This window comes from Nostoc sp. JL33 (assembly GCF_017114985.1).
Classification (GTDB): domain Bacteria; phylum Cyanobacteriota; class Cyanobacteriia; order Cyanobacteriales; family Nostocaceae; genus Nostoc.
Genome location: NZ_JABXKP010000070.1, coordinates 40,825 through 67,493 on the forward strand (window position 1 = coordinate 40,825; position 26,669 = coordinate 67,493).

At 41.9% G+C, this 26,669-nt stretch carries 23 protein-coding genes; 10 read left to right on the plus strand and 13 right to left on the minus strand.

The window, feature by feature from the left end; all coding sequences use genetic code 11:
* Positions 1 to 178 precede the first annotated feature (178 nt).
* From HWQ23_RS19815 to HWQ23_RS19825, 3 genes are all read right to left on the minus strand, one after another.
* On the minus strand, positions 179 to 1,237 hold the full coding sequence (locus HWQ23_RS19815) for an RNA-binding domain-containing protein (protein WP_292831594.1): 1,059 nt from the start codon (positions 1,235 to 1,237) through the stop codon (positions 179 to 181).
* Between the two features lie 8 nt (positions 1,238 to 1,245).
* Positions 1,246 to 4,494 (minus strand): tetratricopeptide repeat protein, encoded by a 3,249-nt coding sequence (locus tag HWQ23_RS19820; protein WP_292831597.1) that lies wholly within the window; start codon positions 4,492 to 4,494, stop codon positions 1,246 to 1,248.
* A gap of 85 nt (positions 4,495 to 4,579) precedes the next feature.
* Positions 4,580 to 5,098 carry a phosphoribosyltransferase gene (locus HWQ23_RS19825; RefSeq protein WP_292831600.1) on the minus strand — a complete coding sequence of 173 codons (519 nt, stop codon included), beginning with the start codon at positions 5,096 to 5,098 and terminating at the stop codon, positions 4,580 to 4,582.
* An 82-nt stretch (positions 5,099 to 5,180) separates the two neighbouring features.
* On the opposite strand from HWQ23_RS19825, the gene HWQ23_RS19830 reads away from it, so the two are divergent.
* A complete protein-coding gene (locus HWQ23_RS19830; RefSeq protein WP_292831603.1) occupies positions 5,181 to 6,632 on the plus strand; it encodes an MFS transporter in 1,452 nt (483 codons plus the stop codon).
* Positions 6,633 to 6,850: 218 nt separating this feature from the next.
* On the opposite strand, the gene HWQ23_RS19835 is transcribed toward HWQ23_RS19830, so the two are convergent.
* From HWQ23_RS19835 to HWQ23_RS19845, 3 genes are all read right to left on the minus strand, one after another.
* Positions 6,851 to 6,985 (minus strand): hypothetical protein, encoded by a 135-nt coding sequence (locus tag HWQ23_RS19835; protein WP_292831605.1) that lies wholly within the window; start codon positions 6,983 to 6,985, stop codon positions 6,851 to 6,853.
* 353 nt (positions 6,986 to 7,338) lie between these two features.
* Entirely contained in the window at positions 7,339 to 8,388 is a 1,050-nt protein-coding gene (rtcA, locus tag HWQ23_RS19840; protein WP_292831608.1) for an RNA 3'-terminal phosphate cyclase, read from the minus strand.
* Positions 8,389 to 8,760: 372 nt separating this feature from the next.
* Positions 8,761 to 8,973, minus strand: a complete 213-nt coding sequence (locus HWQ23_RS19845) for a zinc ribbon domain-containing protein (protein WP_292831611.1) — start codon at positions 8,971 to 8,973, stop codon at positions 8,761 to 8,763.
* A 191-nt stretch (positions 8,974 to 9,164) separates the two neighbouring features.
* Between HWQ23_RS19845 and HWQ23_RS19850 the strand changes: the two genes are divergently transcribed.
* Positions 9,165 to 11,396 carry an alkaline phosphatase family protein gene (locus HWQ23_RS19850; RefSeq protein WP_292831614.1) on the plus strand — a complete coding sequence of 744 codons (2,232 nt, stop codon included), beginning with the start codon at positions 9,165 to 9,167 and terminating at the stop codon, positions 11,394 to 11,396.
* 378 nt (positions 11,397 to 11,774) lie between these two features.
* Here HWQ23_RS19850 and tnpA read toward each other — a convergent pair whose 3' ends face one another.
* Complete coding sequence (gene tnpA / locus HWQ23_RS19855; RefSeq protein WP_292831617.1) at positions 11,775 to 12,179, minus strand: IS200/IS605 family transposase; 405 nt, start codon at positions 12,177 to 12,179, stop codon at positions 11,775 to 11,777.
* 79 nt (positions 12,180 to 12,258) lie between these two features.
* On the opposite strand from tnpA, the gene HWQ23_RS19860 reads away from it, so the two are divergent.
* The 3 genes from HWQ23_RS19860 to HWQ23_RS19870 all read left to right on the plus strand — a co-directional run bounded on the left by HWQ23_RS19860 (position 12,259) and on the right by HWQ23_RS19870 (position 15,157).
* Entirely contained in the window at positions 12,259 to 13,443 is a 1,185-nt protein-coding gene (locus tag HWQ23_RS19860) for an RNA-guided endonuclease InsQ/TnpB family protein (protein ID WP_292831620.1), read from the plus strand.
* Positions 13,444 to 13,749: 306 nt separating this feature from the next.
* Complete coding sequence (locus HWQ23_RS19865) at positions 13,750 to 13,878, plus strand: hypothetical protein (protein ID WP_292831623.1); 129 nt, start codon at positions 13,750 to 13,752, stop codon at positions 13,876 to 13,878.
* Positions 13,879 to 14,332: 454 nt separating this feature from the next.
* Entirely contained in the window at positions 14,333 to 15,157 is an 825-nt protein-coding gene (locus HWQ23_RS19870) for an SDR family oxidoreductase (protein ID WP_292831626.1), read from the plus strand.
* A gap of 137 nt (positions 15,158 to 15,294) precedes the next feature.
* Here HWQ23_RS19870 and thrB read toward each other — a convergent pair whose 3' ends face one another.
* The 5 genes from thrB to HWQ23_RS19895 form a co-directional block, all read right to left on the minus strand.
* Positions 15,295 to 16,206 (minus strand): homoserine kinase, encoded by a 912-nt coding sequence (gene thrB / locus HWQ23_RS19875; protein WP_292831629.1) that lies wholly within the window; start codon positions 16,204 to 16,206, stop codon positions 15,295 to 15,297.
* Between the two features lie 261 nt (positions 16,207 to 16,467).
* Positions 16,468 to 16,767 carry a type II toxin-antitoxin system RelE/ParE family toxin gene (locus tag HWQ23_RS19880; RefSeq protein WP_292831632.1) on the minus strand — a complete coding sequence of 100 codons (300 nt, stop codon included), beginning with the start codon at positions 16,765 to 16,767 and terminating at the stop codon, positions 16,468 to 16,470.
* Positions 16,752 to 16,940 carry a hypothetical protein gene (locus HWQ23_RS19885; protein WP_292831634.1) on the minus strand — a complete coding sequence of 63 codons (189 nt, stop codon included), beginning with the start codon at positions 16,938 to 16,940 and terminating at the stop codon, positions 16,752 to 16,754. The genes HWQ23_RS19880 and HWQ23_RS19885 overlap by 16 nt, the downstream gene beginning before the upstream one ends.
* Positions 16,941 to 17,145: 205 nt before the next feature.
* The gene (locus HWQ23_RS19890) at positions 17,146 to 18,834 is read right to left on the minus strand and encodes an NAD(P)H-quinone oxidoreductase subunit 4 (protein ID WP_292831637.1); all 1,689 of its coding nucleotides are present in this window, start codon (positions 18,832 to 18,834) and stop codon (positions 17,146 to 17,148) included.
* Between the two features lie 167 nt (positions 18,835 to 19,001).
* Positions 19,002 to 19,721, minus strand: a complete 720-nt coding sequence (locus HWQ23_RS19895; RefSeq protein ID WP_292831640.1) for a response regulator — start codon at positions 19,719 to 19,721, stop codon at positions 19,002 to 19,004.
* 682 nt (positions 19,722 to 20,403) lie between these two features.
* Between HWQ23_RS19895 and HWQ23_RS19900 the strand changes: the two genes are divergently transcribed.
* Positions 20,404 to 21,498 carry a hybrid sensor histidine kinase/response regulator gene (locus tag HWQ23_RS19900; RefSeq protein WP_292831642.1) on the plus strand — a complete coding sequence of 365 codons (1,095 nt, stop codon included), beginning with the start codon at positions 20,404 to 20,406 and terminating at the stop codon, positions 21,496 to 21,498.
* A 451-nt stretch (positions 21,499 to 21,949) separates the two neighbouring features.
* Here the strand turns inward: HWQ23_RS19900 and HWQ23_RS19905 are convergent, their stop codons facing one another.
* Positions 21,950 to 22,798: a DUF4198 domain-containing protein gene (locus HWQ23_RS19905; protein ID WP_292831645.1), complete on the minus strand. Its 849-nt coding sequence runs from the start codon at positions 22,796 to 22,798 to the stop codon at positions 21,950 to 21,952.
* Positions 22,799 to 23,353: 555 nt separating this feature from the next.
* Between HWQ23_RS19905 and HWQ23_RS19910 the strand changes: the two genes are divergently transcribed.
* The 4 genes from HWQ23_RS19910 (at position 23,354) to rpsU (ending at position 26,567) form a co-directional block, all read left to right on the plus strand.
* Positions 23,354 to 24,892 carry a tetratricopeptide repeat protein gene (locus tag HWQ23_RS19910; protein WP_292831648.1) on the plus strand — a complete coding sequence of 513 codons (1,539 nt, stop codon included), beginning with the start codon at positions 23,354 to 23,356 and terminating at the stop codon, positions 24,890 to 24,892.
* Between the two features lie 692 nt (positions 24,893 to 25,584).
* Positions 25,585 to 25,761 carry a hypothetical protein gene (locus HWQ23_RS19915; RefSeq protein WP_292831651.1) on the plus strand — a complete coding sequence of 59 codons (177 nt, stop codon included), beginning with the start codon at positions 25,585 to 25,587 and terminating at the stop codon, positions 25,759 to 25,761.
* 175 nt (positions 25,762 to 25,936) lie between these two features.
* Positions 25,937 to 26,263, plus strand: coding sequence for an RNA recognition motif domain-containing protein (locus tag HWQ23_RS19920; RefSeq protein WP_292831654.1), 327 nt, complete (start codon positions 25,937 to 25,939; stop codon positions 26,261 to 26,263).
* Positions 26,264 to 26,378: 115 nt separating this feature from the next.
* The gene (rpsU, locus tag HWQ23_RS19925; protein WP_012407716.1) at positions 26,379 to 26,567 is read left to right on the plus strand and encodes a 30S ribosomal protein S21; all 189 of its coding nucleotides are present in this window, start codon (positions 26,379 to 26,381) and stop codon (positions 26,565 to 26,567) included.
* Positions 26,568 to 26,669: the final 102 nt, after the last annotated feature.

Genomic DNA, 26,669 nt, shown 5'->3' on the forward strand with positions numbered 1-26,669 from the left:
ACTTAATGCCAAATCCAGAGCAAACACATCTAAATTTTGGACGAAAAGGTGTCAGGGGACTTGGCTGTTTTGATTTTGGATTTATGCACCGTAATGCGATCGCTCAAAGCCCCTCTTCATCTCAATTAAGGGCAAGGAGTGGAGCTTCAGCATCGGGGTACGTCCGATCATTTGTGTATTAGAGGTGATTGTAAATATCTGGGATTTCGAGGGGTTCAGACTTGTTCGACATCCGAACGTAAAATTCTAGTTTCTTTTCTTTAGTCCTCTGTAGCCAAGCTTTTCTTACAGATTTTTTCACATCAATCGCGCAGATATCTTTACCATCAATTTTTTCAAACCGAATTTTGATCTGCTGAGTAAAATTCTTGCCAATATGATTACAAACTGAATCAATAACTGTTCGCTCTAGCTTGTCAATATTTCCATTTTTTAATAAAGATAAATCCTTTTCTAATCCGAAAATATTACCATTATCCTCAACTCCAATAATTAAAGTTCCACCTTCAGAGTTGAGAAATGCAACAATTGTCTTAAGAGTGGTAAATCTTAAGTCTTTATTCTCACGATTGAGCTTAACATCCCACTGAAAGGTACTCTTATATTCCAAGCGATCGCTTTCGGGCAGTTGTATCAACTCAGAGATTGGACGCAGATCACCAATTTTTCGGATCGTTGTTAAAAAGCGGCGTAGTTGTCGTTCTTCAATCTGTTGCTTCAAGGCTTCTTCTGTATCTGCTGCATCAATCACCGTTTTGTTGATCACAGCAATATATTGACCAAAATAGTTTTGTTCCAGTGTTTCCAAATTCTCGGTAATCCACTGCTCATTTTGAACATTACCCCAACGATTGAAATAAGCGATCGCATCTTGAATAGATTCATGCAGGACATCATAAACATTCCCTGGCATATTTTTGGAAATGTAGTCCCATACTCCCCGTTTAAATGCAGTACGGCAATCACCAACTGTATCATTCGCCGTCAGAATGATGACTACAGAAGAAAGGTTTCGTGCTTTTACCTCACTCACAATAGCAAAGCCACTGTCGTCCTGTTCCATTCGCATATCTGAAATAATCACATCGAAGGGAACTTGCAATTTTTCCTGCGCTTGGGTAGCACTTGTCGCGGTTTCGATCTCCTGATACCCATAGTCTTGCAGCCACTCCAGCAATTCACTCAAATAACGAGGATTGTCCTCCACCACCAACAAATGAACGTTTTCCGTTTGCATCTTGCCTACTATGCCTCTTCTTTGGTGTAGGGAATATAAATTTCAAACCTGGCTCCGTTATGTCCGGTTTCTCGGATATATCCGTTGATCTTGCTCAGGGTTTTACGGATAATGAATAACCCTAACCCACTACCCTTTCCTTCCTGAGAGGTGGTTTTTAGAGGTTGAAAAATCCAGTCCTTTCTATCTTCGGGAATTCCTTTACCATTATCGGCAAATTCGATGAACAAATATTCCTGCTCACCAGGAATCGTTCTTCCCCAGATTCCCGATGGATTCATGACATTCTGGGAAGCTATGCGAATTGTTAGATTCTGCTGATCAGAATTGTGTTTTAAGGAATTCTCTACCAGTTCATTCAGGGCACTCTTAATTTTTTCTTCATCGCCATTGAATTCAGAATCGCCGTTTTGAATGTCTAGAACAATCTGAGCCTGGTGAATTCGAGGAGTTATTTCCCACTTTTGAAACAGCTTTTTCACCTTAAAGCGATGATTCTTGATGGTAATGCCTTCGTTAATCGCTTTCAAATCGCTCAGGGCAGTCTGGGTTAGTTCTAGCTGCGTCAGCAACTTCTCAAACTGGGTATAGTGAACATCATGGGGTTGCAATTTCCTCATTGCCCGCCGAGTTTTGGACTCAATGATGGCAAGCTGATTATTGACAAAATCCGAGATGTCATGGGCTGTTTTAGAAATCACCGCCAGAATATTTCTATAGTGATCGTGAGGGATAGTTTCAATTTCAGACTTTTGTGCTGCCCGTCGTCTGTCTACCTCTTCAAATACATCCTCAATATCCTGAATAATGCCACTTAACAGAGGATCTTCTTGTTCGGAGTGACGCAAAATCCGATATGCAATTCCCTTGAGGATGCTAATCTCATTGGCGATTTTGTGATACATCGCCCGGTTGAGTACTTCAGTGTCGCTTAACCCACTCTGAGTATCAGTTTTAACCATATCAAAGTAATCTTCCTCACTCAAATTGAGAGTTAACATCTCAAACGCCTGGGCATAGCTCGGCGAGTTTTCTGCAATTTGCTGTAACAACTCAACCGCTCTTTCGCTATGGGGATTACTTGCAAGGATGCTTCTGGCAGTATAAAGTAAAGTTCTATCCTTGTCATCCGAATTAGCTATTGCTGCCTCGAAATATTCGTTACCTTTCTCTGGTTGTTTAATGCGATAGTGTAGCCTACCTAAGTGTAATCGAATTACATTAGCTTGATGTAGAGTGAGAGTCTCCATTTTGATAGCTAGTAATTGGTCTATTGCCTGTTCATACTTATCTAGTCTTTCTAATGCAAGGGCGTATTTAAAATAAATATAACTGTTTAGCGGATTATAATTTTGCGACTTAACATGTCGCCATTGCTCAAACAACTGCAAAGCTTTATCGTACCGATCAGTTGCATTCAAAGCAATTGCATACCTGCTAAGTGTTATCGGATTCTGAGGTTCAATTTGTAGCGATCGCTCAAAGAATTGAAAAGCTGTCTCATACTGACCAGTTGCAGTCAGAGCGTTTGCATACCTGCTTAGTGTTATCGTATCTTGAGGTTCAATTTGCAGCGATCGCTCAAAGAATTGAAAAGCCTTCTCATACTGACCAGTTGCAGTCAGAGCGTTGGCATACCTGCTTAGTGTTATCGGATTATTAGGTTCAATCTGTAGCAATCGCTCAAAAAGATGAAAAGCCTGTTTATACTGACCAGTTGAATTCAAAGCATTGGCATAACTACTCAGTGTCATATAATTCTGAGGTTCAATTTGTAGCGATCGCTCAAAGAATTGAAAAGCCTTCTCATACTCACCAGTTGCAGTCAGAGCGTTGGCATACCTGCTTAGTGTTATCGGATTATTAGGTTCAATCTGTAGCAATCGCTCAAAAAGATGAAAAGCCTGTTTATACTGACCAGTTGAATTCAAAGCATTGGCATAACTACTCAGTGTCATATAATTCTGAGGTTCAATTTGTAGCGATCGCTCAAAGAATTGAAAAGCCTTCTCATACTCACCAGTTGCAGTCAGAGCGTTGGCATACCTGCTTAGTGTTATCGGATTATTAGGTTCAATTTGTAGCGATCGCTTAAACAATTGAAAAGCTGTCTCATACTGACCAGTTAAATTCAAAGCATTAGCATAACTATTCAAAGCGCTTGCATAACTAGCTAATGTTATCGAATTCTGAGATTCAATCTGTAGCGCTCGCTCAAATAATTGAAAAGCTGTCTCATATTGACCATTTGAAGCCAAAGCATTTGCATAACTATTGAGTGCTATCGGATTATTCGGTTCAATCTGTAGCGCTCGCTCAAACAACTGAAAAGCTGTCTCATTTTGACCATCTGAAGCCAAAGCGTTTGCATAACTATTGAGTGTTATCGGATTATTCGGTTCAATCTGTAGCGATCGCTCAAATAATTGAAAAGCTGTCTCATATTGACCATTTGAAGCCAAAGCGTTTGCATAACTATTGAGTGTTATCGGATTATTCGGTTCAATTTTTAGTGATCTTTCAAAAAGCTGAAAAGCTCTCTCATGTTTACCAGTTGAAGCCAAAGCGTTTGCATAACTATTGAGTGTTATCTGATCATTCGGTTCAATCTGTAGCGCTCGCTCAAACAACTGAAAAGCTGTCTCATTTTGACCATCTGAAGCCAAAGCGTTTGCATAACTATTGAGTGTTATCCGATCATTCGGTTCAATCTGTAGCGCTCGCTCAAAAAGCTGAAAAGCTCTCTCATGTTTACCAGTTGAAGCCAAAGCCTTTGCATAACTATTGAGTGTTATATAATTTTGAGGTTCAATTTTTAGCGATCGCTCAAAGAACTGAAAAGCTTTATCATGCTGACCAGTTGAAGCCAAAGCCTTTGCATAACCATTGAGTGTTATATAATTTTGAGGATCAATCTCTATTAATTTGTGATATGTATCAATTAACTGAGTAGTTTTTCCTAATTTATTTAAAACCGTAATATAACAAGACAATAGTTTAACGTTTCCCGGAGCAATTACTAGGGCTTTTTCAAAAATTTTAATAGCTTGTTCAAAATCTTTGATTTTTGTTAAGGCTTTACCGTATTGTCTGAGTACTTCAACATTATCTGGGTCAATTTGTAAGGATTGTTGAAAAACACTAATTGCCAACTTATACTCACTTGCCTGAATAAGTTCTTCTGCCTGTTTGGTTAAAGTCTCGAGGCGATCGCTACTCATCATTTCTTGTCTCAGGTAGCAGTAGGTACAATTCAATGATAGTGCCACTCAAAAGGAATGATCGCTGGAGGAGAGCAGGCGATCGCCGATCTATGTAAAATTAATTTTGTTTAGGTATTTATCAACACATCTGATTTACCTTAGCCGCAAGTTCAGCAAGGTTCATCTGCTCGTAGTGTTCAAAGGGTTGATGAATCCAGGGGTTGTCAGGCAGATAATCAACATAATAATTGGGTGCTATAACTGAACAGGCTTTATACCAAAGAACGGCGGTGCGAATTTCCTCAATGGGAAAATCAATATTTTGCTTGAGCCAAGGTATAGTCTGTTGCAGTGTGATCCCAGAATCTACTAAGTCATCCACTAGAAGAATGCGCGAACCTAACTTTTCGGCGGTCATTGTCAAGTGGCGCGAGAAAATTAAATTACTTCTTTCTTGCTTACCAGCGCCACTGTAAGATGAGGTTGCTAAAATTGCCAGTGGTTGCTGGTATATACGGGAGAGAATATCTCCAACTCGTAGTCCTCCTCTAGCAAGACAGATAATCTGGTTAAATTCCCAACTGGATTGATAAATCTGAATAGCCAGTTGTTCAATTTTTTGGTGATAATCTGACCAAGAAACATAAATATCTGGCATAAGTCTAACGGGAGTGGTAGATAGCTAGTATCGAAAGCGATGCGATCGCAAACTTTATATTTTAGTATGAGCGCAAGTTATTATGAACGATTCTGCTGCTGATGGCGATGCCCAACGAGATCCTCAGAGTCAAAAACTCGACTTTAAAACAAAACTCGCTTACGGTGCTGGGGATTTAGGCCCAGCAATTACTGCAAATATCTCCGTTTTTTATCTGCTGTTTTTCTTTACCAATATCGCTGGTATCCCTGCGGGTTTAGCTGGCAGTATTTTGATGATTAGCAAAATCTGGGATGGGATAAATGATCCGGTTATCGGGTTCCTGAGTGATAAAACGAAATCTCGTCGCTGGGGTCGTCGTCTTCCTTGGATGTTTTATGGAGCAATCCCCTTTGGAATTTTCTTCTTTTTGCAGTGGATTGTACCGCAATTTAGGGCAAATCAGAGTGATAATATTTGGCCGCTATTCTGGTATTACGTAGCGATTGGGGTACTATCTCAGTCCTTTTTCACGGTTGTGAATTTGCCTTATACGGCGATGACTCCAGAACTAACTCAAGATTACGACGAACGCACCGGACTTAACAGCTTTCGCTTTACATTTTCCATTGGTGGTAGCATTCTGTCGTTGATTTTAGCGCAAATTGTTTTTTCCCAAATTGCCGATCGCCAACAACGATATCTCGTTTTAGCAGCAATTTGTACGGTAATTTCGATTTTGGCATTATATTGGTGCGTTTTTGGAGTCCGCGATCGCATCCTGGCTTTTGAGTCCAAACGCATCCAGTCCGAAGAACCTGCATCTCTCCCCTTCTTGGAACAGCTAAAAATTGTCTTTAGCAACCGACCTTTTCTATTTGTTATTGGTATATATCTTTTTTCTTGGCTAGGTGTGCAAATTACAGCCAGCATTATTCCATATTTTGTAGTCAATTGTATGGGTCTTACAGAATCAGATGTGCCCACACTGTTGATTGCAGTCCAAGGAACTGCCCTGCTGATGCTATTTGTCTGGGGGGCGCTGAGTAAAAAAATCGGGAAAAAACTTGTTTATTTTATGGGAATGAGTTTATGGATCATAGCTGCTGCCGGACTATTTTTCTTACAACCTGGTCAAATAGCTTTGATGTATGTGATGGCTGTGATGGCGGGTGTTGGTGTATCCACAGCTTATCTAATTCCCTGGTCGATGATTCCAGATGTGATTGAATTAGATGAACTCCAAACCGGACAACGCAGAGAAGGCATTTTTTATGGCTTCATGGTTTTGCTACAAAAATTTGGTTTAGCTTTCGGGCTGTTTTTGGTAGGAAATGCTTTGCAAGTATCGGGTTTCAAAGCATCTGTAGCCGGAAGTCCACCACCCATCCAACCGGAATCGGCACTGTTTGCTATTCGCGTTGCTGTTGGCCCCATACCTACAGTTTGTTTGATTCTGGGCTTAGTTTTAACGTATTTTTACCCGATTACCCGCGAGATGCACGCAGAGATCATGCTAAAACTCAAAGAACGGCAAGAGAAGCGGGAGAATTAACAAAGCTACTCGAATTACCTAAAACAAAAACCTCAAAGAGTCCTGACTTTAATCCCTCTCCGTGGGTTCGGAGAGGGAAAGGTTTTGCGTAGCAGAAACCAGGGTGAGGTTTCTTTGGGCTATTCGATAAACTAATGCCCAATGTCTTGTATTTGCGATCGCAAACTGACTTAAGCGATCGTTAAGATCGTTTCCTTCTCAGTTGTACTATGGGGAACTCACGTTAGGTCTAATTCCGATTCCAATACTCTGTGCACAATCTCGGTAACTTCCGTTGCCATCCTAGCATCAAGTTCCACCACTTCTTGGTTGGGATCTCTTGGTTGAAGCGCCTTTCCTCCTCGTAAAGCCATAGTAAATGTGAATAGTTTAGCTGGCTTTCCGTCAGTTTTTGGACGCTTATCTACAAAATGCACGAGTGCAACATAAACAGCTTCAGTTCTCTCTCTGGTAAAAGTATTACCATTACCGAGTTTTGAAATAACATCCTCACATTAACAATCAAGCAAGTGCTTGTAACATTTTTATAACCATTTGTAACATCTACCAACCACATCACGCCAATACCCATCAAAATCGCCACATCCGTCTATGTAGATGGGGTTTTGATTAAGTAAGTCGGCACGATAAATCCTATCTCCAAACTGGGATGTGGCATTGATACTACAAAAATCAAGGCTCTTAAGAAAGTGTTTAGTCTTTAATCTTATCCACCAATTACAGGAATCACTGACACGATTTTCTCAGCTTCATTTACCCTAATCTGCGCCAACCCAAACTGTTCAATTACGGCTGCATTCGTCGTCAAATGCCTACTTACCTCAGCTATCCGGTAATGACTTTCCTGTGAGGCTAAAGCACCTGGCAATAATAACTGATCTGCTAAATGTTCATCTACTGCTGCGCCGGTTTTATGAAACTCAAGTAGTTGCTGACAAGCAATCTCTGCAACTGTCTCCGCAGACAACCGCAAACGCCCGAATCCACCAAAGCCAGTCAAGCTGTTCTGATACTCAGCAGTTAAAAAAATACCCGCACCCGGTGCTATACCTCTTTCTCGCAAAGCGTGTACAGCAACTTTCAAATGGGCTTCCCGTAACAAATTCTCGGCACGATTCGCCATCCGTTGGGGAATATGCGAAGGCAATTCCGTCACGACTGCTAGCCCTCGCACCTGTTGTAACTCTCCCCGTTCTAGCAAGTTGATGCCGTTGAGTTTACCACCGCCACTCACTTGCAACTGTACCTCTCCGCCACCTTGGGGAAACCACCCCCAAGCGCCTAACTTGACTTGGGCTTCTACACCCATGCGTTGCAGTATCGGCAAATAAACTTGCTCAATGTACGTCACTGTCGGGCTAAAGTTCACATGAGTTCCACCCTTTAGTGTTACTTGGGAATTGCCAGATGCTAGTGCCAAAGGTAAGAGAATTGTCTGTAAAACTAGAGCGATCGCACCCGCAGAACCACCAAGTTGTGCTTTACTAACATCAAAGGTATAAGTTCCAGCTTGCACAGCACTACCTGGGATGAATTCCAGCAGCATTGAACCCAAAGCATCACCCCGTAGTTGGGCATTACAAATTCTCGCCGCAGCCCGAACTGCTGTTAAATGTTGTGCTGCTAATCCTGGCTTTTTGCGTCCAGCGCGAATGCCTGAAATTAGTATGGGTTCGCCAGTGATGGCCGCTAGACTTAAGGAAGTGCGAAGAACTTGTCCGCCTCCCTCTCCGTAGGAACCGTCAATTTCAATCATGGGTGATTTTGGGATGTTGGATTTTGGGTTATCCCCACGGCTTTTGAAATCAAACCACAAATTATAGACGGCTAGTAGCTAGCTTTTTGAACGCAAGTTACACAAATATACAGAAAAAGTTCTGATATGTGTTTCTGTAGTTTGATGACATACTCCTACACTGATTGCAAGCAATCAGCGTGTAGGCATCTGGGCGACTCCCCGTATACCGAGCTTAATATATCTGGTGCTATCTGGTAGTTGGATTTGACATACCAGTAAACTCACGAGGATTCTAATTCATGGTTCACAGAAATCCGCTTGCTTTTCTCAAGTTTCCCATCAATAGTATTGGCGGTCTTCTCCCCATGCTTTCCCTCAACCGGAGGCAGATTATTCTTGCCCAGAAGTACTGTTTTGCCACTCGCTCCCTAAGATTGTCATTCCCGAATTGAGGATATTAATCGCGGCATTTGTATCCCGACAAATTTCTATCCCGCAGTTAGAACATGAATGAGTTCGGGGAAGAAGTGACTTTTTCACATTAGACCCAAATTTTCGGTAAAAATTGCTCTGCTTAAGATTTTCATAGTTTTTACTTAACATACTTTTAGTAAATTGAAGATGAGTAATCAATAGGACTTACGCAATCAAAGCTTGAAACCTCGCACGCTACGCGAACCCCCCTTAAAAAAGGTGGGAACTTGAAAGCCCCCAATTTATCGGGGGTTGGGGGATCTATAAATGCGTAAGTCCTTATCAAGTTAAAAATATGACGGTATGCTTAGGGAGGAAATGTGAGAAAATTTTATTCACTTAAAAAAAGTAGAGGTTTTGAGCTAGATAAAATATTTCGATGGTCAAGGCATAAATGGCTGGTGCGCTTAACTGTTGTTTTACTTGTGGCTTGTTTGTTAACTATAAGTCTGCATTCTTTAGCAGTTCAACCAGGAGTAAGCAAATCACAACCCAAAGTAATTTTGATTTCTCTAGATGGAGCTACTCCAGATTTTGTCGAACAGTATCTCAAGAGTGGTGTTCTGAGTCCAAAGCAAGGATTAGGACTGATTAAAAACAAGGGAGTTTATGCAGAGCGGAACATAACCTGTAGCGCATCTCTGACAGCTGCTTGCCATATTGCAATCAGTACGGGTTCTACCGCTGCACGCAATGATATTAATGCCAACACATTTCACCTAGTAGCCAGCCCATTCACTTCTAACATAAGTGGTTTTGCGGCTGCGATCGGCGGATATTCGACTACTGGCCCTGCTGCAAATTTGTCCCCAACTGCTGAACCACTGTGGATTAGACTCCAACAAAATGGGAAGAAAGTTGTGACTGCAACTTTTCCCGGAGCAGATGGAGTTGATGTTCCAGTACCAGGTTTAACTAACAGCCCAATTATTCAACCCGCTAGTAAGAGAACCGTATCTTATACAGTCCCTTTTGGAGCTTTTGCTGGTGCAGGTGCTAAAGGTTTCAGTTTGACGACAGCTAACTTCAGCTTGGCATCCTTTCTTACTGTCAGTCAACTCAAAACAGTAGGAAAAGTTTCTTACAGCCCAATTGTGCAAGCAAGTCTTGGTGATCAATTTCTTGTTGGTGGTGTTAACTATGATATCCAAGTTGCTGCACTTGACACCAGCAATAATCATCAAAAGGACTATGACACCCTAGTATTTTTTGATTCTAATATTGGGATTCAACATCAATCTTTCAATTTACCTTCAACTGGGCCAGCATACGTAAGAGCGCGGGATAAAAAATCCAGCTTATTTTATTTAGAAGGTAGTGACAACAAAGCTGGAACTGCTTTTTATGTCAGTAATCTGGCTCCTGATTTGAGTAGTCTGAGGATTGCGCGTTACAGTGCTAACGCTATTCCTAATAATCCCGCAGTCCAAACTACAGTTGATGACATTAATAATAACGTTGGTTTCTGGTGGCCTCAGTCTGATTACCGGATTATAGAACGATTGAGTCCGGGATTTAACACTTTCCCCGACACGGAACTAGAAGCTATCTATGAAGACCAAGTTCGAGGTTTTGTAGATTATCAGACGCGGATTGCTTTGAGAGCAATCAAGCAAAATCCCAATGCTTCACTGGTGATGGTTTATATTGAGCAGCCAGACGGCTCTGAACACCAGTTTCTCTTAACTGATTTACGTCAAGCAACTAATCCGAGCAATCCCAATACAATTGGTGCAGCGCAAGACAAAGCAAAAGTCGCCCGATATAAGTCTTATGTACAGGCTGCTTATCGGGCAGCTAATGATGCTGTAGAGCGGATCATTAATGCAGTAGGTACGGATAGTCACGGGAAACCAAACAGTAACATTATTGTAGTATCGGATCATGGTTTTTCTACCTTTCACACCACGGTTAACCTGAATAACTTCCTCAAAAGTAAAGGTTTTGACTCAAATAAAGTCCGAAGTGTAACATCGGGGCCAGCAGCTAACATTTATATTAATCTTCAGGGACGGGAACCCAACGGCATCGTCAGTCGCTCTGAATATGTCACTATCCAAAAACAAATTGTCGCCGCTCTCAAGGAATTGGTAGACACGAATTACAACTATGTATCGTCAAAACGGCAAGCCATTTTTGATAAGATTTATACTCGTCCGTTGCCAGCGAATTTAAACGAGCCGAAATTTGGACTGAATACTAGCGAATTTGTTGGTCAAGATAGTGGTGATGTCTTCGCGATTATGAGCGATGGTTATAACTTTGACGGAATTCAAAGTCCTGTGGTGACTCGTTTGGGGGATGCCAACAATTTAGTGTTTTCAGTACCTAATTTCTACGGAGCGCATGGCTATGACCCGAATATATCCAAACTGAGTGCCATTTTCTACGCGGCTGGCCCCGATATCAGTCGTCGTGGCAGTATCGGCACAATCCACAATATTGATGTGGCTCCAACTATCAATAATTTACTAGGCGTTCCTTCTGCTTCAACGGTTCAGGGACAGGTTATCAACCTCAATTCGAGCGCTGCCCTCAGTCTCAGTCGATGACGCATGAACCACGCAGTAGAATGATTACCGAAATAGTGTCCAGTGCCCAATTAGAGTGCTGAGTAAAGAAGTACCTCGGCTAAGAGTTAAATATACCGCCCACAAGGGGAGCCACTGCGTTGCGGGGAGTGGAAAGATTCATTAGTACTACTTCTTACTTAGGACTCAGAACTCAGTACTCCAATGCCTCCTTATTTCAATCCTCTAGATTTATCTATGGGGTTACTCAGCACTCTCTGTTTATTCCCATAAAAATGCAGAGATTAGTACAATTTTATAAGGGAAAAGCTGAAAACCCTTGAAGATGTGTCCGACTCAGTCGGACACATCTGTGCTTTAGACAAGGGATGAAAGCTCATAGCAGGATTTCTCCTGCACTCAAGCCTTTTGTTGCTCAATATAACGCTTGACTGTTTCTGTGCAAACATTTCCTGCCGTACTTACAAAGTAACTTGGAGTCCAAAGAGTTGGTATTTTTAATAGCTCTGGAAACTGCTTTCTTAGTATGGAAGATGCACGACCTTTTATTAGCCTAATAATTTTACTAGGATCGTCACTAGGTTTAGCGTTGACAAATAAATGTACGTGATCTGGCATAATTTCTAAGACAATAATCCGCCATCTATTCTCTACACAAACCTCAAATATAATTTCTTGCAGCTTCTCTGCAATCGCACCGACTAGAACCTTCTTCCGTCTTTTTGGAATAAAGACAAAGTGATAATTTAGTAACGAAACAGCATTACTTTCATGCCGATATTCGTGACTGCAAAACTTACCCATAATATTGCTCATACCTCTTGACTCTCGTCTATAGCCATTGTACTATAAACACAGGTCGTAGACAAACTATAAAAAATCAATGCTAGTTTTAGAGTACAAAGTTAAGGGGAAACAATTTCAATATCAAGCAATTGACGATGCTATTCGTACAACTCAATTTATTCGCAATAAAGCGATTAGATACTGGATGGATGCAGAACGTGAGTTAAGAATTGACAAGTTTGCACTTAACAAGTATTCTACTGAATTACGCTCATATTTTAAGTTTGTTGCCGATCTAAATTCAATGGCTGTACAATCAGCCGCAGAACGTGGATGGTTTGCTATATCTCGTTTCTACGACAACTGTAAGTCCAAAAAATCGGGCAAGAAAGGATATCCTCGCTTTCAAAAAGATTGTCGTAGCACTGAATACAAAACGTCAGGCTGGAAGCTGCATTCCACTTTGCGCCGCATTACCTTTACTGATAAAAAGGGTATCGGACAACTTAAGCTGCTAGGTAAGTGGGACATCCACCAATACAATATTAAAGATATAAAGCGAGTCCGATTGATTCGTCGTGCTGATGGATATTACGCTCAGTTCTGCATTGGAATTGATGTAGTAGATGTTCAGCCCAAAACAGGCGAAGAAATCGGTTTAGATGTTGGAATTGAGAGCTTCTACTCTGACTCTAATGGGCATCACGAACCTAATCCTAAGTTTTTAAGAAAGGCTGAAAAATCAATCAAGCATTCTCAAAGACGTATTTACAAAAAGGTAAAAGGTTCGTCGGGTAGACGCAACGCTCGTAAAGTCTATGCCAAAAAACACTTAAGAGTAAGTAGGCAAAGGATAGAACACGCCAAGAGACTGGCGCGGAACTTAAACAAGTCTAACGACTTAGTATCCTACGAAGATTTAAGAGTTTCAAATATGGTAAAAAACCATTGTTTAGCAAAATCAATTAGTGATGCTAGTTGGTATTTGTTCAGACAATGGATAGAATATTTCGCGGTTAAATTTGGCAAATTAGCGATTGCTGTACCACCTCATTATACCTCACAAAAGTGTAGTTACTGTGGCATCATTGTCAAAAAATCTCTATCAACTCGTACTCATAAATGTATTTGTGGATGCAACTTACATAGAGATGTTAACGCCGCGCAAAATATTCTGAACCTTGCTAGACTTGCTAGGATGGGACACATCCAAAGTAACGCTAATGGACTAGCAACCTCTACTCTTTCTGGCGCAAGCCTGATAGAGCAAGTAGCTAGGTAGATATTAGAATCCCCGTGCATTTATGCCGGGGAGTGTCAAAACATCCAGGTGATATTACTAATATTTGATTTATCATAATGGGCTTATCTTAGTTGTTTAAACCGAATATCTAGGTTGGTTGTTTGAATCCTTCACCGAATAGCCCGTCGTAGACATAGCTAAAAACCATACCCAGAATATTTAGCCGAAAATAGGCAGAATCGTAGGGGTAACAAGGCTAACAAACCTAATTTCCTTAAAGAAACCGGGTTTAGAGTACCTGTAATATGGGAGACTTGGCAATATTCCCTATAAATCAGATTCAATATGAGTAACACAATTTCGGACATCACAGTTAAGGCCATCAACGGTGAGGATAAGCAATTAAACGATTACATCGGGAAGGTACTCTTAATTGTGAATATGGCTTCCTACTGGTTAGTCATTAGTCATTAAGTAAGTGGGCGTGAATAATTAAAGGTTTGTAGTCAGTTAGCACGGTCTTCTCCCTACAGCCCTTCTCAAGACAGGAGAAGCTATTGCGCGTTCGGGCATCCTACGGCAGGCGCTAGCCACGCGCGTGAGGGAGTGCTTGGGAGCCACTGCGGGGACAGGGGTTTCCCAAAGTGGAGCAAGTGGCGCCAGACGCCAAGGGCGATAGCGTCACAAAGAGCAAGTCTTCTCCCCTTGGGAGAACGGTAAGGGGTGAAGCCCTTACTACGAAGCAATTTAATTAATTTTACATTGCGTAACATGGTTTAATTTATTCTTGCCCACTCACTTAGGTAAAAATCTCTGTACTATTGACTATTGACTGTTAGCTCTGGACTGTTAAATTTATTTACGTCCAGTCCCTTAATTGAGAATATAGTCTCGATGAGTAGTTTAATTTATTTGTGTCTAATTTGTCATGAACGTTGCAATCATTGGTTGTGGTTATGTTGGTTATAAAGTTGCTCAATATTGGAAGCAAAAGATGGGTTTTGTTGTCAGTGCAACCACAACTTCCCCTGAGCGTATCCCGGCACTAGAATCAGTATCCCAAAGAGTTGTAGTTACCCGTGGGAATGACCTAGATAGTCTAAAATCAGTTTTGCAGAATCAAGATGTTGTACTTTTGAGTGTTGGTGCAAAAGGTGGGGAAGTTTATGAAGAAACTTATCTACAAACTGCCCAAAGTTTAGTTTCATCCTTGCAGCAGATTAAGAGTGTGAAACAATTAATATACACAGGCAGTTATGCAGTGTATGGTGACAGAAATGGTGTATGGGTAGATGAAGAAACACCGCTTGCACCCGCTAATTTAAATGCACAAATTCTCCGAAAAACAGAGGATGTGTTGCTATCAGCATCTAGCGAAAATCTCCGTGTTTGTATCTTCCGCTTAGGAGGGATTTATGGGGCTGGCAGGGAACTGTTGAAAATATTTAGCAGATATTCTGGTGCAACCCGTCCTGGCAATGGCGAGGATATCACAAATTGGATTCATTTGGATGATATTGTTGGTGCGATAGAGTTTGCCCGTCACCGTCGTTTGCAAGGGATTTACAATCTGGTAGATGATGCACATCTCACTAGCCGAGACTTGCTAGAGTGCCTATTTGAAAAACATAATTTACCCAAAGTTAAATGGGATACTTCTATCAAGAGTACCCGCCCATATAATGCTTGGGTGTCGAATGAAAAGCTTAAAGAGGCTGGATACCAGTTAATTCATCCACAGATGATTTTTTAGCAAGTATTAAAAACTAGAAATTATGCAACCATTTGCTGTAGCTAAGTGGGGAGTGGGGAGTGGGGAGTGGGGAGTGGGGAGTGGGGAGTGGGGAGTGGGGAGTTAAAAATTTTTCCCCTGCTCCTGTCCCTTATCTTCTAGCTTTTTGCGCCTTGGGTATCGAGAGAAAGCGATCGCACCGAGGCTGTAATTCCTTCTTCTTGCCAAGCAGCTAACATCGCCGCCTCTACAGCCTCTGAGTGTAATTTATCCGCCAAAGCTAACAGTGTCGGACCGGCACCACTAATCACCATACCATAAGCACCAGCACTAACAGCTGCGATGTTGACAGCATCATAACCAGGGATTAAACCTTTGCGATAAGGCTGATGCAATCTATCTTGCAAAGCTGTCTTTAACCATTGTCCGTTACCAGTTTCCAGTCCACGCAACAATAATCCCAAATGTGCGGTATTGAAAATCGCATCCGCGCGACTAACCTGAGTTGGAAGAACGCCCCGCGCTTGGTGGGTGGAAAGTTCAAAATCAGGAATAGCCACAACTGGTACAACATCTTCATGCCAGGGAACATCACAAATTTCCCAAGCTGCACCACTGGTAGCAGCAAGACGACATCCTCCCAACAAAGCTGGAACTACATTATCAGGATGTCCTTCCATTGCGATCGCTAACTCCATCACCTGCGCCTGAGAAAGAGGCGCATCCTCAAGTTGATTAGCAGCAACCAACCCACCTACAATTGCTGTCGCCGAACTACCCAAACCCCTCGCCAACGGGACACCTAACTTAATCTCTATTTTCACAGTCGGCGGCGTCTGCTGTATATGTTGATAGAACTTGACAAAGGCTTGGTAGAGGAGATTGCTTTCATCAGTTTGGACTCGTTCAGCTTCCGTACCAGTGACATGAATTATTAGCCCACCCTCTTCTAGACGAGTGAACTTGAACTCGTTGTACAGTTTTAATGCTGCACCGATGCAATCAAAACCAGGCCCCAAATTCGCAGTTGTGGCGGGAACAGTAACAGTGATAGCAGAAACAACAGACATTGGCAAAACTCACTAATCATCAACAAGCATCCCATGTAAAGGGTTGATTTGATCATGAATTATGTAATTGTCTGTAAGTCGAAAATTATTTTTCATACTGTAATCAGCAACGCCGTAATTACGAATTACGTTAGCGACGCGCTTTCTCGTGTCCACGTAGAAAGAGCGTCCGACAAGCTACGCTTTTAGCGTCTGTCTGCGACACGCTATTCGCGTTCGTAGAGAGCGTCATTATCAATTACGAATTACTTTGACTTACCCTCAATCTGCATCCAGTTTATCCAATAGTCTTTTTCCATGAATCACTGCTGCAATAGTTAAAGTTTCATCCTGAATTCGATAGATGATTCGATAGCTATATACAAACTTTTCCCTAATAGTATCATTGCCAAACTCTGGTACTATTCGACCTGAAAAAGGAAAGTTGCTCAAGTGACGAGTTACATCGATTATCCTCTGAACTACTGCCGCAGCATAAGCAGTCGAGTCACGAGATATGTATGTGGCAATATCTTCTACATCTTCTAGTGCTTTAGGAGACCAAACTACTTGATAAGCCATTTGCTCAAACGTTCTTCAACTTCCTCTTGTGCGATCGCTCCTTCTGTGTCGGCTACTTCTAATCCACGACTAACTTTCTCAATTACATACAGATGGTATTGAATATCTTCGATTGAGCAATCATCTGGCAATTGGTTCAGCAGAGATTGAACTTTTTCTTTTGTGGTATTCATAGCCTGATTTTTAGTTCATTAATAAAGCAACTGAACGCTCTGGTCGGTTGTAGAGTCCGTGATTAACATTAATATAACTCCAATGTGGCATTGATAGCCTATCCATCATGATAAGCTATCAATACTCTGTTCTTCCTCTGAAAGATACCTAGAAGTTCTCGAAGTTAGCGATCGCTCTTTTCGACAAGTCTATTGGTCAAAAAACTTACTTCAAAGTTCCCAAAACGGGCGCTACCTCAACCTCGGAAATTTGTGGAACCAAGAATCCCTTCGCATAAATCTGGGGATTTGTTTGCGAAACTATGGCATAAGACTGGCGAAGATTAGCATTGACTGCGACAGTCTTCACGTCGTACATCTGCATCGCCATTTTGGGATAGAAACCAATACCAATAATCAACACCAGAAAACAGGCAGCGATAAACACCTCACGCGGTCTAGCATCGTCGTAGACTGCCTCTTCTGGCACGAAGCAGTCTGTACCAAAACAAACTGTTCCGTCATCTTCTTGATTTTCCAAGCCTGCATTATCAATGTCGCAGATGAGTGCTCCACCGTCACCATAAAATACCTCTCGCAGCATGGAAAGTAGATAGATAGGTGTGAGGATGACTCCAACTGCGGCGAGAAAAACCGTGACGGTGCAGAAAGTCGAACTGTAAACGTCACTGCTTGTCAGACCAACAAATACCGATAGTTCGCCAGGAAAGCCGCTCATACCCGGAAGTGCCAGGGATGCCATCGCGGAGATTGTAAACAGGGCAAAGACTTTGGGCATGGCTTGACCAACACCGCCCATATCTTTCATTACCATTGTGTGGGTGCGATCATAAGTAACACCTGCTAAAAAGAACAGCACCGATGCAATCAAACCATGCGAAATCATCTGCAACATCGCGCCGTTGATTCCCAAATCAGTGAAGGACGCAATCCCAAGCAGGACAAACCCCATGTGAGAAATCGACGAATAAGCTAAACGCCGCTTCATATTTGTCTGAGCAAAGGAGTTCAATGCACCATAGATAATATTCACAACACCCAGAATCGCTAAAACCGGCGCAAAGTAAATGTGTGCATCGGGAAGCAACTCAAGATTCAGGCGAATCAGCCCGTATCCGCCCATCTTCAGCAATACACCAGCCAAAATCATCGACACAGGAGAAGATGCTTCGCCGTGAGCATCAGGCAACCAGGTATGCATTGGGAAAACAGCAAGCTTGACACCAAATGCAATCAACAACCCTGCATAAAGTAGCAGTTGTAGACCAAGGGGATATTCTTTCCTGGCGAGGGCGGTTATATCAAATGTCATATCACCGCCGCCGTATAGCCCCATTGCTAGGGCTGCCACCAAAATAAATATAGAAGCTGCTGCGGTATACAACAAAAATTTCGTAGCCGCATACCGACGCCTTTGCCCACCCCAAATGCAGACTAGTAGGTAGACGGGAATCAACTCTACTTCCCACATAATGAAAAATAGGAGCAAGTCTTTGGCAACGAACACCCCTACCTGTGCGGAATACAGCACCAGCATCAAAAAATAAAAGAGGCGGGGTCGGTGATCAACTTGCCAAGCCGAAAACATCGAGAGTGTGGTGACAAATCCTGCTAGAAGCACAAAGGGAACTGAAAGTCCATCGACTGATACCGCCCAGTTCAAACCTAACTGAGGCACCCAAGCATAACTCTCTACGAGCTGAAAACTAGCACTACTGGCATCGTAATGCTTCCAAAACGCGTAGCACATTAAAGCAAAGTCTGCGATACCTACACCAAGTGCATACCACCGCACGCGCTTGCCATCTTTATCAGGTAGCACAGGGATGAGCAGGGAAGCAACGAGTGGCAGCAAGACAATCGCGGTAAGCCAGGGAAATTGATCCGCTATCATGTATATGAGGAAAAATACTTATTTGTCAATTATGTCATTCTACTAAACTTTGTAACAAATTCTTCATAAATATTTTTTCCAGTTAACCGCTTTTGGGGACTGGGGACTGGGGAAGAAAGATTATCGCCTGGTCTTGTGTACGCACTTGATGATGGCTATTTAGTTGCTCACGGTACTAATCCAGCCCGCAAAGCACGGACAGCAGCCTGTGTACGGTCAGCAACACAGAGTTTATTTAGAATACCTCGAACATGAGTTTTTACAGTACCGACTGTTAGATAAAGCCTTTTAGCAATTTCTGCATTGTCACACCCAGCGACAATCAACTCTAAAACATCCATCTCCCGATGAGTTAAAGGATAGCTGACTATACTTTTCTCAACATCTGGGTCAATACCTTCAATCAAGACTCTTTTTCCAGCTGCGCCTCTGCTACCATCGGGGAAATCTTGACGTATTTGCTGTAGTACAAGGTCTGCGATCGCTGGATCGATCCATGATGCACCTGCATAGGTCGTTCGCACAGCCTCAACTAGTCTTTCAGTTTCGATATCCTTCATGCAATAAGAATCTGCACCTGCTGCAAATGCTGCTAAAACTGCCTGTTCGCTATTTTGCATGGTTAAAATCAGCAGCTTTGTTGTATAATCTTCATTCTCTGCTTGATATTGCCTAAATGTGCGTGTTAGCTCAATACCATCCATGTCAGGCAAACCAATGTCAATAGTAGCAACATCAGGCTTGAGAGTTTTCAGAAGCTTGATGCCATCGGCTGCATTGGCTGCTTCACCAACAATGTTTAACTCTGGCTGGGTTTGCAAGGCAGCCCGTAAGCCGATTCTCGTAAGGTTGTGATCTTCAATCACGAGGATCTTGATTTCACTCATAGTTGCTTAATTTTACTGTTATCTATCTAAAGTACAGATTAAAATAATCTCGTTCTTCTATTCGGAATTTTATACAAAAAGCAATGCGTTTGGTATTATTCCCCTAAATTCATCTACCATTGGACATAAATAACCTGATCTCGGAAGTTTTTCTAAAGCAATTTCGATATAACAATCAATATAATTCAATCAAAAACCTGAGAATAGATGTTTTATGGTAAACAATTTTTCATTAGACATCTGAATATTTATTTGAATCATATCTGTCGTCGGGGCACAGCAATGCTCATTGGTGTCAACTTAAGCTAAAACTCCTTTTCAAACCTCGTTAAGAGCCGAATGGCTGGAAATGCACCTGATTGTGGTGCCGCCCCCCATTATCCATTAAGAGTCTGAGACTTCTTTTCGAGACAATCTTTAAATGCTCCTTCTAGACTAACTTTCACGTTAAGTTTACACGTATGAGCTTTTTCTGTGCCCCTACTGCGTAGTCTATTTAACTAAAAATAGCTGTTATTATCAATTCGTACATTAAATAAATAAAGCAACAGTATAATTACTTAAAAAGAAAAATATTTAATTCAGGAAACTTTAAACCCTTAATAATCTCAGCACTAGTCAAATAAGCTATTACTAGATTTGCTAGGGATAGCCAAGCACTTCTTTTTTTTATTTAGTAGCCATGTCTTTAACTAAAACTGTCAAAAAAGATAAAATTCTCGTTGTTGATGATGTTTTTGACAATTTACTGGTCTTAGAAGCAGTCCTAGAAGATAAGGACTATGAGATTAACTTGGTGGAAGATAGTAAAATTGCTCTGGCTATGGTTGAGGAGTCACCGCCAGACTTAATTCTCTTAGATGTGATGATGCCGGAGATCGATGGCTATGAATTTACTCGACGCGTCCGACAGAATCAGGCGTTGCCATTTATCCCTATTCTACTGCTCACGGCTCACTATGAGTCTAGCGTTGTTGAAGGACTCGATGCTGGTGCAGATGATTTTATTCGTAAACCATTCGATCCTGATGAACTACATGCACGAGTGCGATCGCTCCTGCGCCTCAAGCATAGTATCGACGAACGAGATCAGATGGCTAACCTGCGGGCAGATTTTGTCTCTCGTTTTACTCACGATTTACGTATACCCCTGGTAGCCTCCAACCGCGTATTAAAATTATTGCTGGAAGGCAGGTTTTGCGAAGTTTCGCCACAATTGCAAGAAATAATTGATACCATGATTGGCAGTAATCAAGACCTGCTGGAAATGGTAAATACCTTGCTAGAAGTTTATCGTCATGAAGCGGGCTGTAAAACTTTAAAAATTTCTCCCTGCAATATTCAAGAATTAGTTAGTGAAGTTTCCCAAGAATTAACTCCCTTAGCTGAAGAAAAAGGATTAGCTGTAAACCTTGATAAAAGTGAAACTGCAAGCACCGTCATGGGCGATCGCGTAGAACTGCGGCGAGTTTTTACAAATATCATCGGCAATGCCATCAAGTTTACAGATAAAGGTTCTGTATATATTCACTGTTATCATACTCCGGTAGCTGTGGCTATTGATATCCAAGATACAGGGCCAGGAATTTCTAAACAAGATCAGGCAATATTATTCGAGCGATTTCGCCAAGGTAAACACCAGCGTTCTGGTAGTGGTTTGGGACTATATCTATCTCGCTACATTATCGAAGCACATCAAGGCACAATCGATGTCACATCTGAACCAGGGCAGGGTAGTACATTCACTATCCGTCTACCTGTAGCTGGCGAAAACTAAAAAGTAGGCAGACAAAAAATTATTGGTATGGTGCTGCCCTTACAAACTTTTGTAGATACCTGCTTTTTATGATAAGTAGGTAAGCACAAACAAACCTAACTATCTAATGAAATACAAAATGTTTGAAACCTCTGCGATTTCTTCTCTACGAGACGCTTTGCTAACGTTTCACTTCTCTACGAGACGCTACCGCGAACGTTCTACTTGCAATGACCAAATAATTCATAATTCATAATTCATGATTCATAATTAAAGAATGGGTACAGTAGCCCACACTAATTTTTAATGAGCGTGGTCTTAAAGAGCGTGGAGGTTCATTAGCTCAGACTGATAGGGCAGTGCGAAGGAGCCTGCGAACGTCTTTAAATTATGAATTACTAATTATTAATTATGAATTACGTTGGTCTAGTTATGAATTTTCCCGCCTACCTACTTAATTAGAATTACTGTGCTATTTATTCAGCACTAACTTCTTTTTGTTGTATAAAACAAGTAATCCAAAAAAACCTAATCCTAATAAAGCTGAAGGTTCTGGCACGGAGATGTTTTGTGCTGTGAAGCTGGTTTCATAAGAAATAGTCAAATTCCCCTTAGATGGAAGTGAGTAGCTAGCCTCAATAGGCTGCTCTAGCCCTTTTTGAGTAATGGGTATGGAAAAAGTGCCATCTAAGTTTTTTGCTACTACTTGACCAAGATATTCTACTGTAACAGCATCGGTAATTGGTTTACCTTCAGATAATACCTGAACTAGTAAGCTTCCACCTGGAGCAATAGCTAAAGGGTTTTGTAGAGGTAGAATTTCTAATGGCAAATTGAATGGTTTGGCTAAAGCATCAGACCAATCATAAAAAGCCTTGGTGTATTTGAGGTAATGACCAACATTATCATACTTAGGAATGTCCTGTTCTGTGATGCGGAGAGATTCATTATTCGATAATGTGGCAAAATAGCCATTATCAAAAAAACCTTGGATAGCTGCTACATTTTTACCAGCAGTTAGAGATAAAGCATCTTGTTTTTGATTTAGATCAAAAGGAAGAACTTGTTTGTTAATATCATAAACTATTGCTTGTTTTAATCTAGAGATTTCATAAGGTTCTGGGCCATCTTCTGGATGTCCAAACAAAATATCATATTCGCCATTTTTGTAATCAAACCAGACAACATGCGCTGATGCTGGTTGGATAAAGCATGGCAAAATAGCTGCTGCTATGAGCAGCGTTTTAATTTTTGGCAGAAACATTCTAACTCCTCTAATTACTTGGTTTAATTTACTACTAACGTTTTCAGAAAACCACATTTTTTTTTACAGGGCAATCCCCCTAACAGGGATAAACTTTTAATATTTAGATTTTCTTAAGATTATTTAAATAAGTAATAAAGCAGATTTTAGTTTTTATATCTGAATTTTTATACCTAGTTTTTGGCGGAGGGTTTCAACCATCACAAGTTTGGTGGGTAATAGCACAGCTTCAACTCTTGCAAAGGCCGCGCCAACAAGTCCGCGTCCCTTGCGCTATGCTGCACTAGTAGTACTTGTGATTAATTTATGAGCAGGAACAAATATCCACCTTTATTTGTAGCTTCTTACTTGTAGGATTTGTGAAGGTATTTATGCGATCGCATTCTAGTACTCAACCAAATACAAACTCCCAATATGTAGACTCTAGGATGCAAGCTGATACATTTGTTAACATTTCATCGGATTTCCTATATTAATTCCAATGATTGTGTTTGCAGGGTTTAATATTTATAAGAAACACCGTGCTGCTCTTATTTGCCAATAAATTGCCTCTTGAGAGATGTGGTATTTGGATATAAATAAAAAAGAGCTTGAAGAAAAAGAATATAGACAATGAAGTACTTATTTATAGTTTGGGTGCTTATACTCTCTTTAGTCGCTCCTAGTGCAGCGATCGCTAACGACAAGCCGCTTTACGTCTACGCTCAAGCAAGACAGCCCTATACTTTAATACCTGGAGTTGGGACAATCCACCATCCAGTTTCCACTTCTAATCCCCAAGCGCAAGAGTTTTTCGATCAGGGATTAAATTTGATTTACGCCTTCAATCATGATGAGGCGGTGCGTTCTTTTCAATACGCTGCCAAACTCGATCCACATTTGGCGATCGCATATTGGGGTATTGCTCTGGCTCTAGGCCCTAATATTAACTTAGCAATCGACCCCAACCGAGAATTAGCTGCTTACCAAGCGGTACAGCAAGCTTTGGCACTTTCCACCCAAGCATCTGCCCAAGAACGAGACTACATTACCGCCTTAGCAAAACGTTACTCTCAAAATCCTGATGCAGACTTATATCAACTAGCGCTTTACTACGCAAAAGCAATGGCAACCCTAGTCAAGCGCTATCCTGATGATTTGGATGCGGCGACGCTTTACGCTGAAAGCTTGATGGATCTGCATCCTTGGCAGCACTGGACTAAAGATGGCAAGCCACAGCCAGATACAGAAGAAATTGTGGCTATTTTAGAATCTGTTCTCAAACGTAACCCGAATCATACCGGAGCTAATCATTACTATATTCATGCGGTGGAAGCCTCGCCTTTTCCAGAACGGGCGCTTGTGAGTGCCAAACGACTCCCAAGCCTAGCGCCAGGGGCGGGACACTTGCTACATATGCCTTCCCATATTTATTTTCCTCTGGGAGATTATCAAGGGGCAATGCAGGCAAATAAGCAGGCGATCGCTCAAGATGATATTTACATCAAAAAATATCAAGTCCAGGGCACTTACCCCATGATGTATTACAACCACAACGTATATTTTCTCATGGTGGCCAGCAGTATGGCAGGAAGATATAAAGATGCCCTGCAATCGGCAGAGACGTTAGTCGCAAATGCTACTGCTATTGACCCCTATGCACCAATGCTTGAGGGATTCCTGGGCAGCAAAATGCTGATTCAGACACGCTTTAGTGACTGGGATGCCATCTTGAAAACTCTTGCCCCCGATGAGAAATTGCCCACCACTACAGCACTTTGGCATTTTGCTCGCGGCATGGCAAGCGCAGCCACAGGCAAACTTGAAGATGCAGCAAGCGAAAGTCGGGCATTACTGGCTGCCAAACAGGTAATTTCCAACGAAGCAACTATTGGATTCAGTCCTGCCAGTCCTATTTTAGACATTGCCTCAAAAGTTCTAGATGCCAAAATCGCTAGAGAAAAGCATGATTATGAATCTGCCATCAAATTACTAGAAAAAGCAGTAGTAGCAGAAGATGCTCTCGATTACGCGGAACTACCAGACTGGTACTTTCCCACGCGGGAATCTTTGGGCGCTGTGCTTTTGGCTAAGGGCGACTATAAAGAGGCCGAGAAAGTCTTTCGTGCTGATCTAAGGGACTTCCAAATAAAAAAATACCCCAAAAACTGACGAAAAAACTCTCTCCTCCTCATTCCTCTGTGTCGCGCCAGTTGCTACAACGGGGAGCCACTGCGGTGGACGGGTTCCCCGGCATAAAGCAAGTGGCGTGGGAACCCCCGCAATGCACTGGCTTCTCTGTGCCTCTGTGGTTCGTTTATTTGAGTAATTTATTTCTTCGCGTCCAACTCTTGGAGAGGCTACGCGAACGCGTCCTTCTCCCTTGGCGTTAGCCTCTCCCTTTGGGAGAAGGGGAGACGCTAACGCGTAGCTTGTCCTCCGCAGGAGTACGCGGTTCGTTTTTCTTTCTTGTACTTAAATAGGACTTACGCAGCGATAACGTATTTCCGTCATTGCGACCGTAGGGAAGCAATCGCAAACCCTTTATTTTCGTTGCGAGTGCGTAAGTCCTATTAAATATGGTTTAGCGCATCTTCATACAGAATTGGTATAAGAGCAAGCCTACGGTGTACACACAAGTCCTAAAAAGCTAGCTTGATCAGGCTTGACTCGTTCCCATGTAGAGCATGGGAACCAGAGAACGAGCCTCTGACTCGTTGGCGCAGCCTAAAAACAGAAGAGGCTGCGCTATGTAACTCTCTTCTCTACCAGACGCGCAAGGGACAAAGCATGAATTTTGAATTTTGAATTGTTAATTGTTGCCTGACTTTGCCTTTCATATTAAAATTTTGGAGTAATGCTTTATGGTTAATGCAGTCAAAATTTCAATTCGGATATTAAAGATGCGCCCCTGCATGTCTGATTTCCTGTATCACCCTACAGAATTTATCTTCTTCCATTTCCAACCCTTTTTGCGGTGGGCTGTACTTATGGTAGGTGGGGGCGGGCGATCGCACCGAGGCGATCGCATCACTGGTTAACTATCTGTTAACTATCTACTGGATGCAGAGAGTTAGCTCGTATGTCATCCTAGATTAAGAGAGTTAATTGGGTGATATCTTTGATTTTAGTATTGAAAGGCTTTTTCCTTTTAGTATTTACAGACTTCCCAGAGAAATTAAAATCTCTACACAGTGATGATTTTGGAGAGAATCGATGTCAATTTATGTAGGTAACCTCTCTTATGACGTTACACAAGAAGATTTAAGTGGTATTTTTGCAGAATATGGTACTGTAAAGCGAGTTCAAGTACCTACTGACCGTGAAACAGGTCGTCCGCGAGGCTTTGCTTTTGTGGAAATGGGAACTGACGCTGAAGAAACAGCTGCCATTGAAGCTCTCGACGGTGCTGAGTGGATGGGTCGTGACCTGAAAGTGAATAAGGCTAAACCCAAGGAAGATAGAGGTGATAGAGGTTCCTTTGGTGGTGGTAACAGAGGAGGATACGGTGGCGGCGGTGGCGGACGCGGCGGACGCTACTAACCTTGGAAACAAAAAAATTTACCTAGAGTCTTAAGGTCAGACAAGGAGTCTGTCTTTTTTTTGCAATGTTACCGCCTGCATACCGATTGATTAAGTCAACTTAGTAGGAGAAATAATGACCCAAGTAATTGTAGGTGACAATGAACACATTGAGTCAGCCTTACGGCGATTTAAGCGAGAAGTTTCCAAGGCTGGAATTTTTCCAGACATGAGAAAGCATCGTCATTTTGAAACGCCCCTAGAAAAACGCAAGCGCAAAGAAGTTGCCAAGCATAGACAGAGTAAGAGAAGTTTTCGTAATTAAGGACTGATATAGATGTAAACGAATGCCCTCATAGATTCTATGAGGGTTTTCCTTTTGCCTATTTTAAAATCAGGAAACCTAAAGAAACGCTAAAATCAAGTC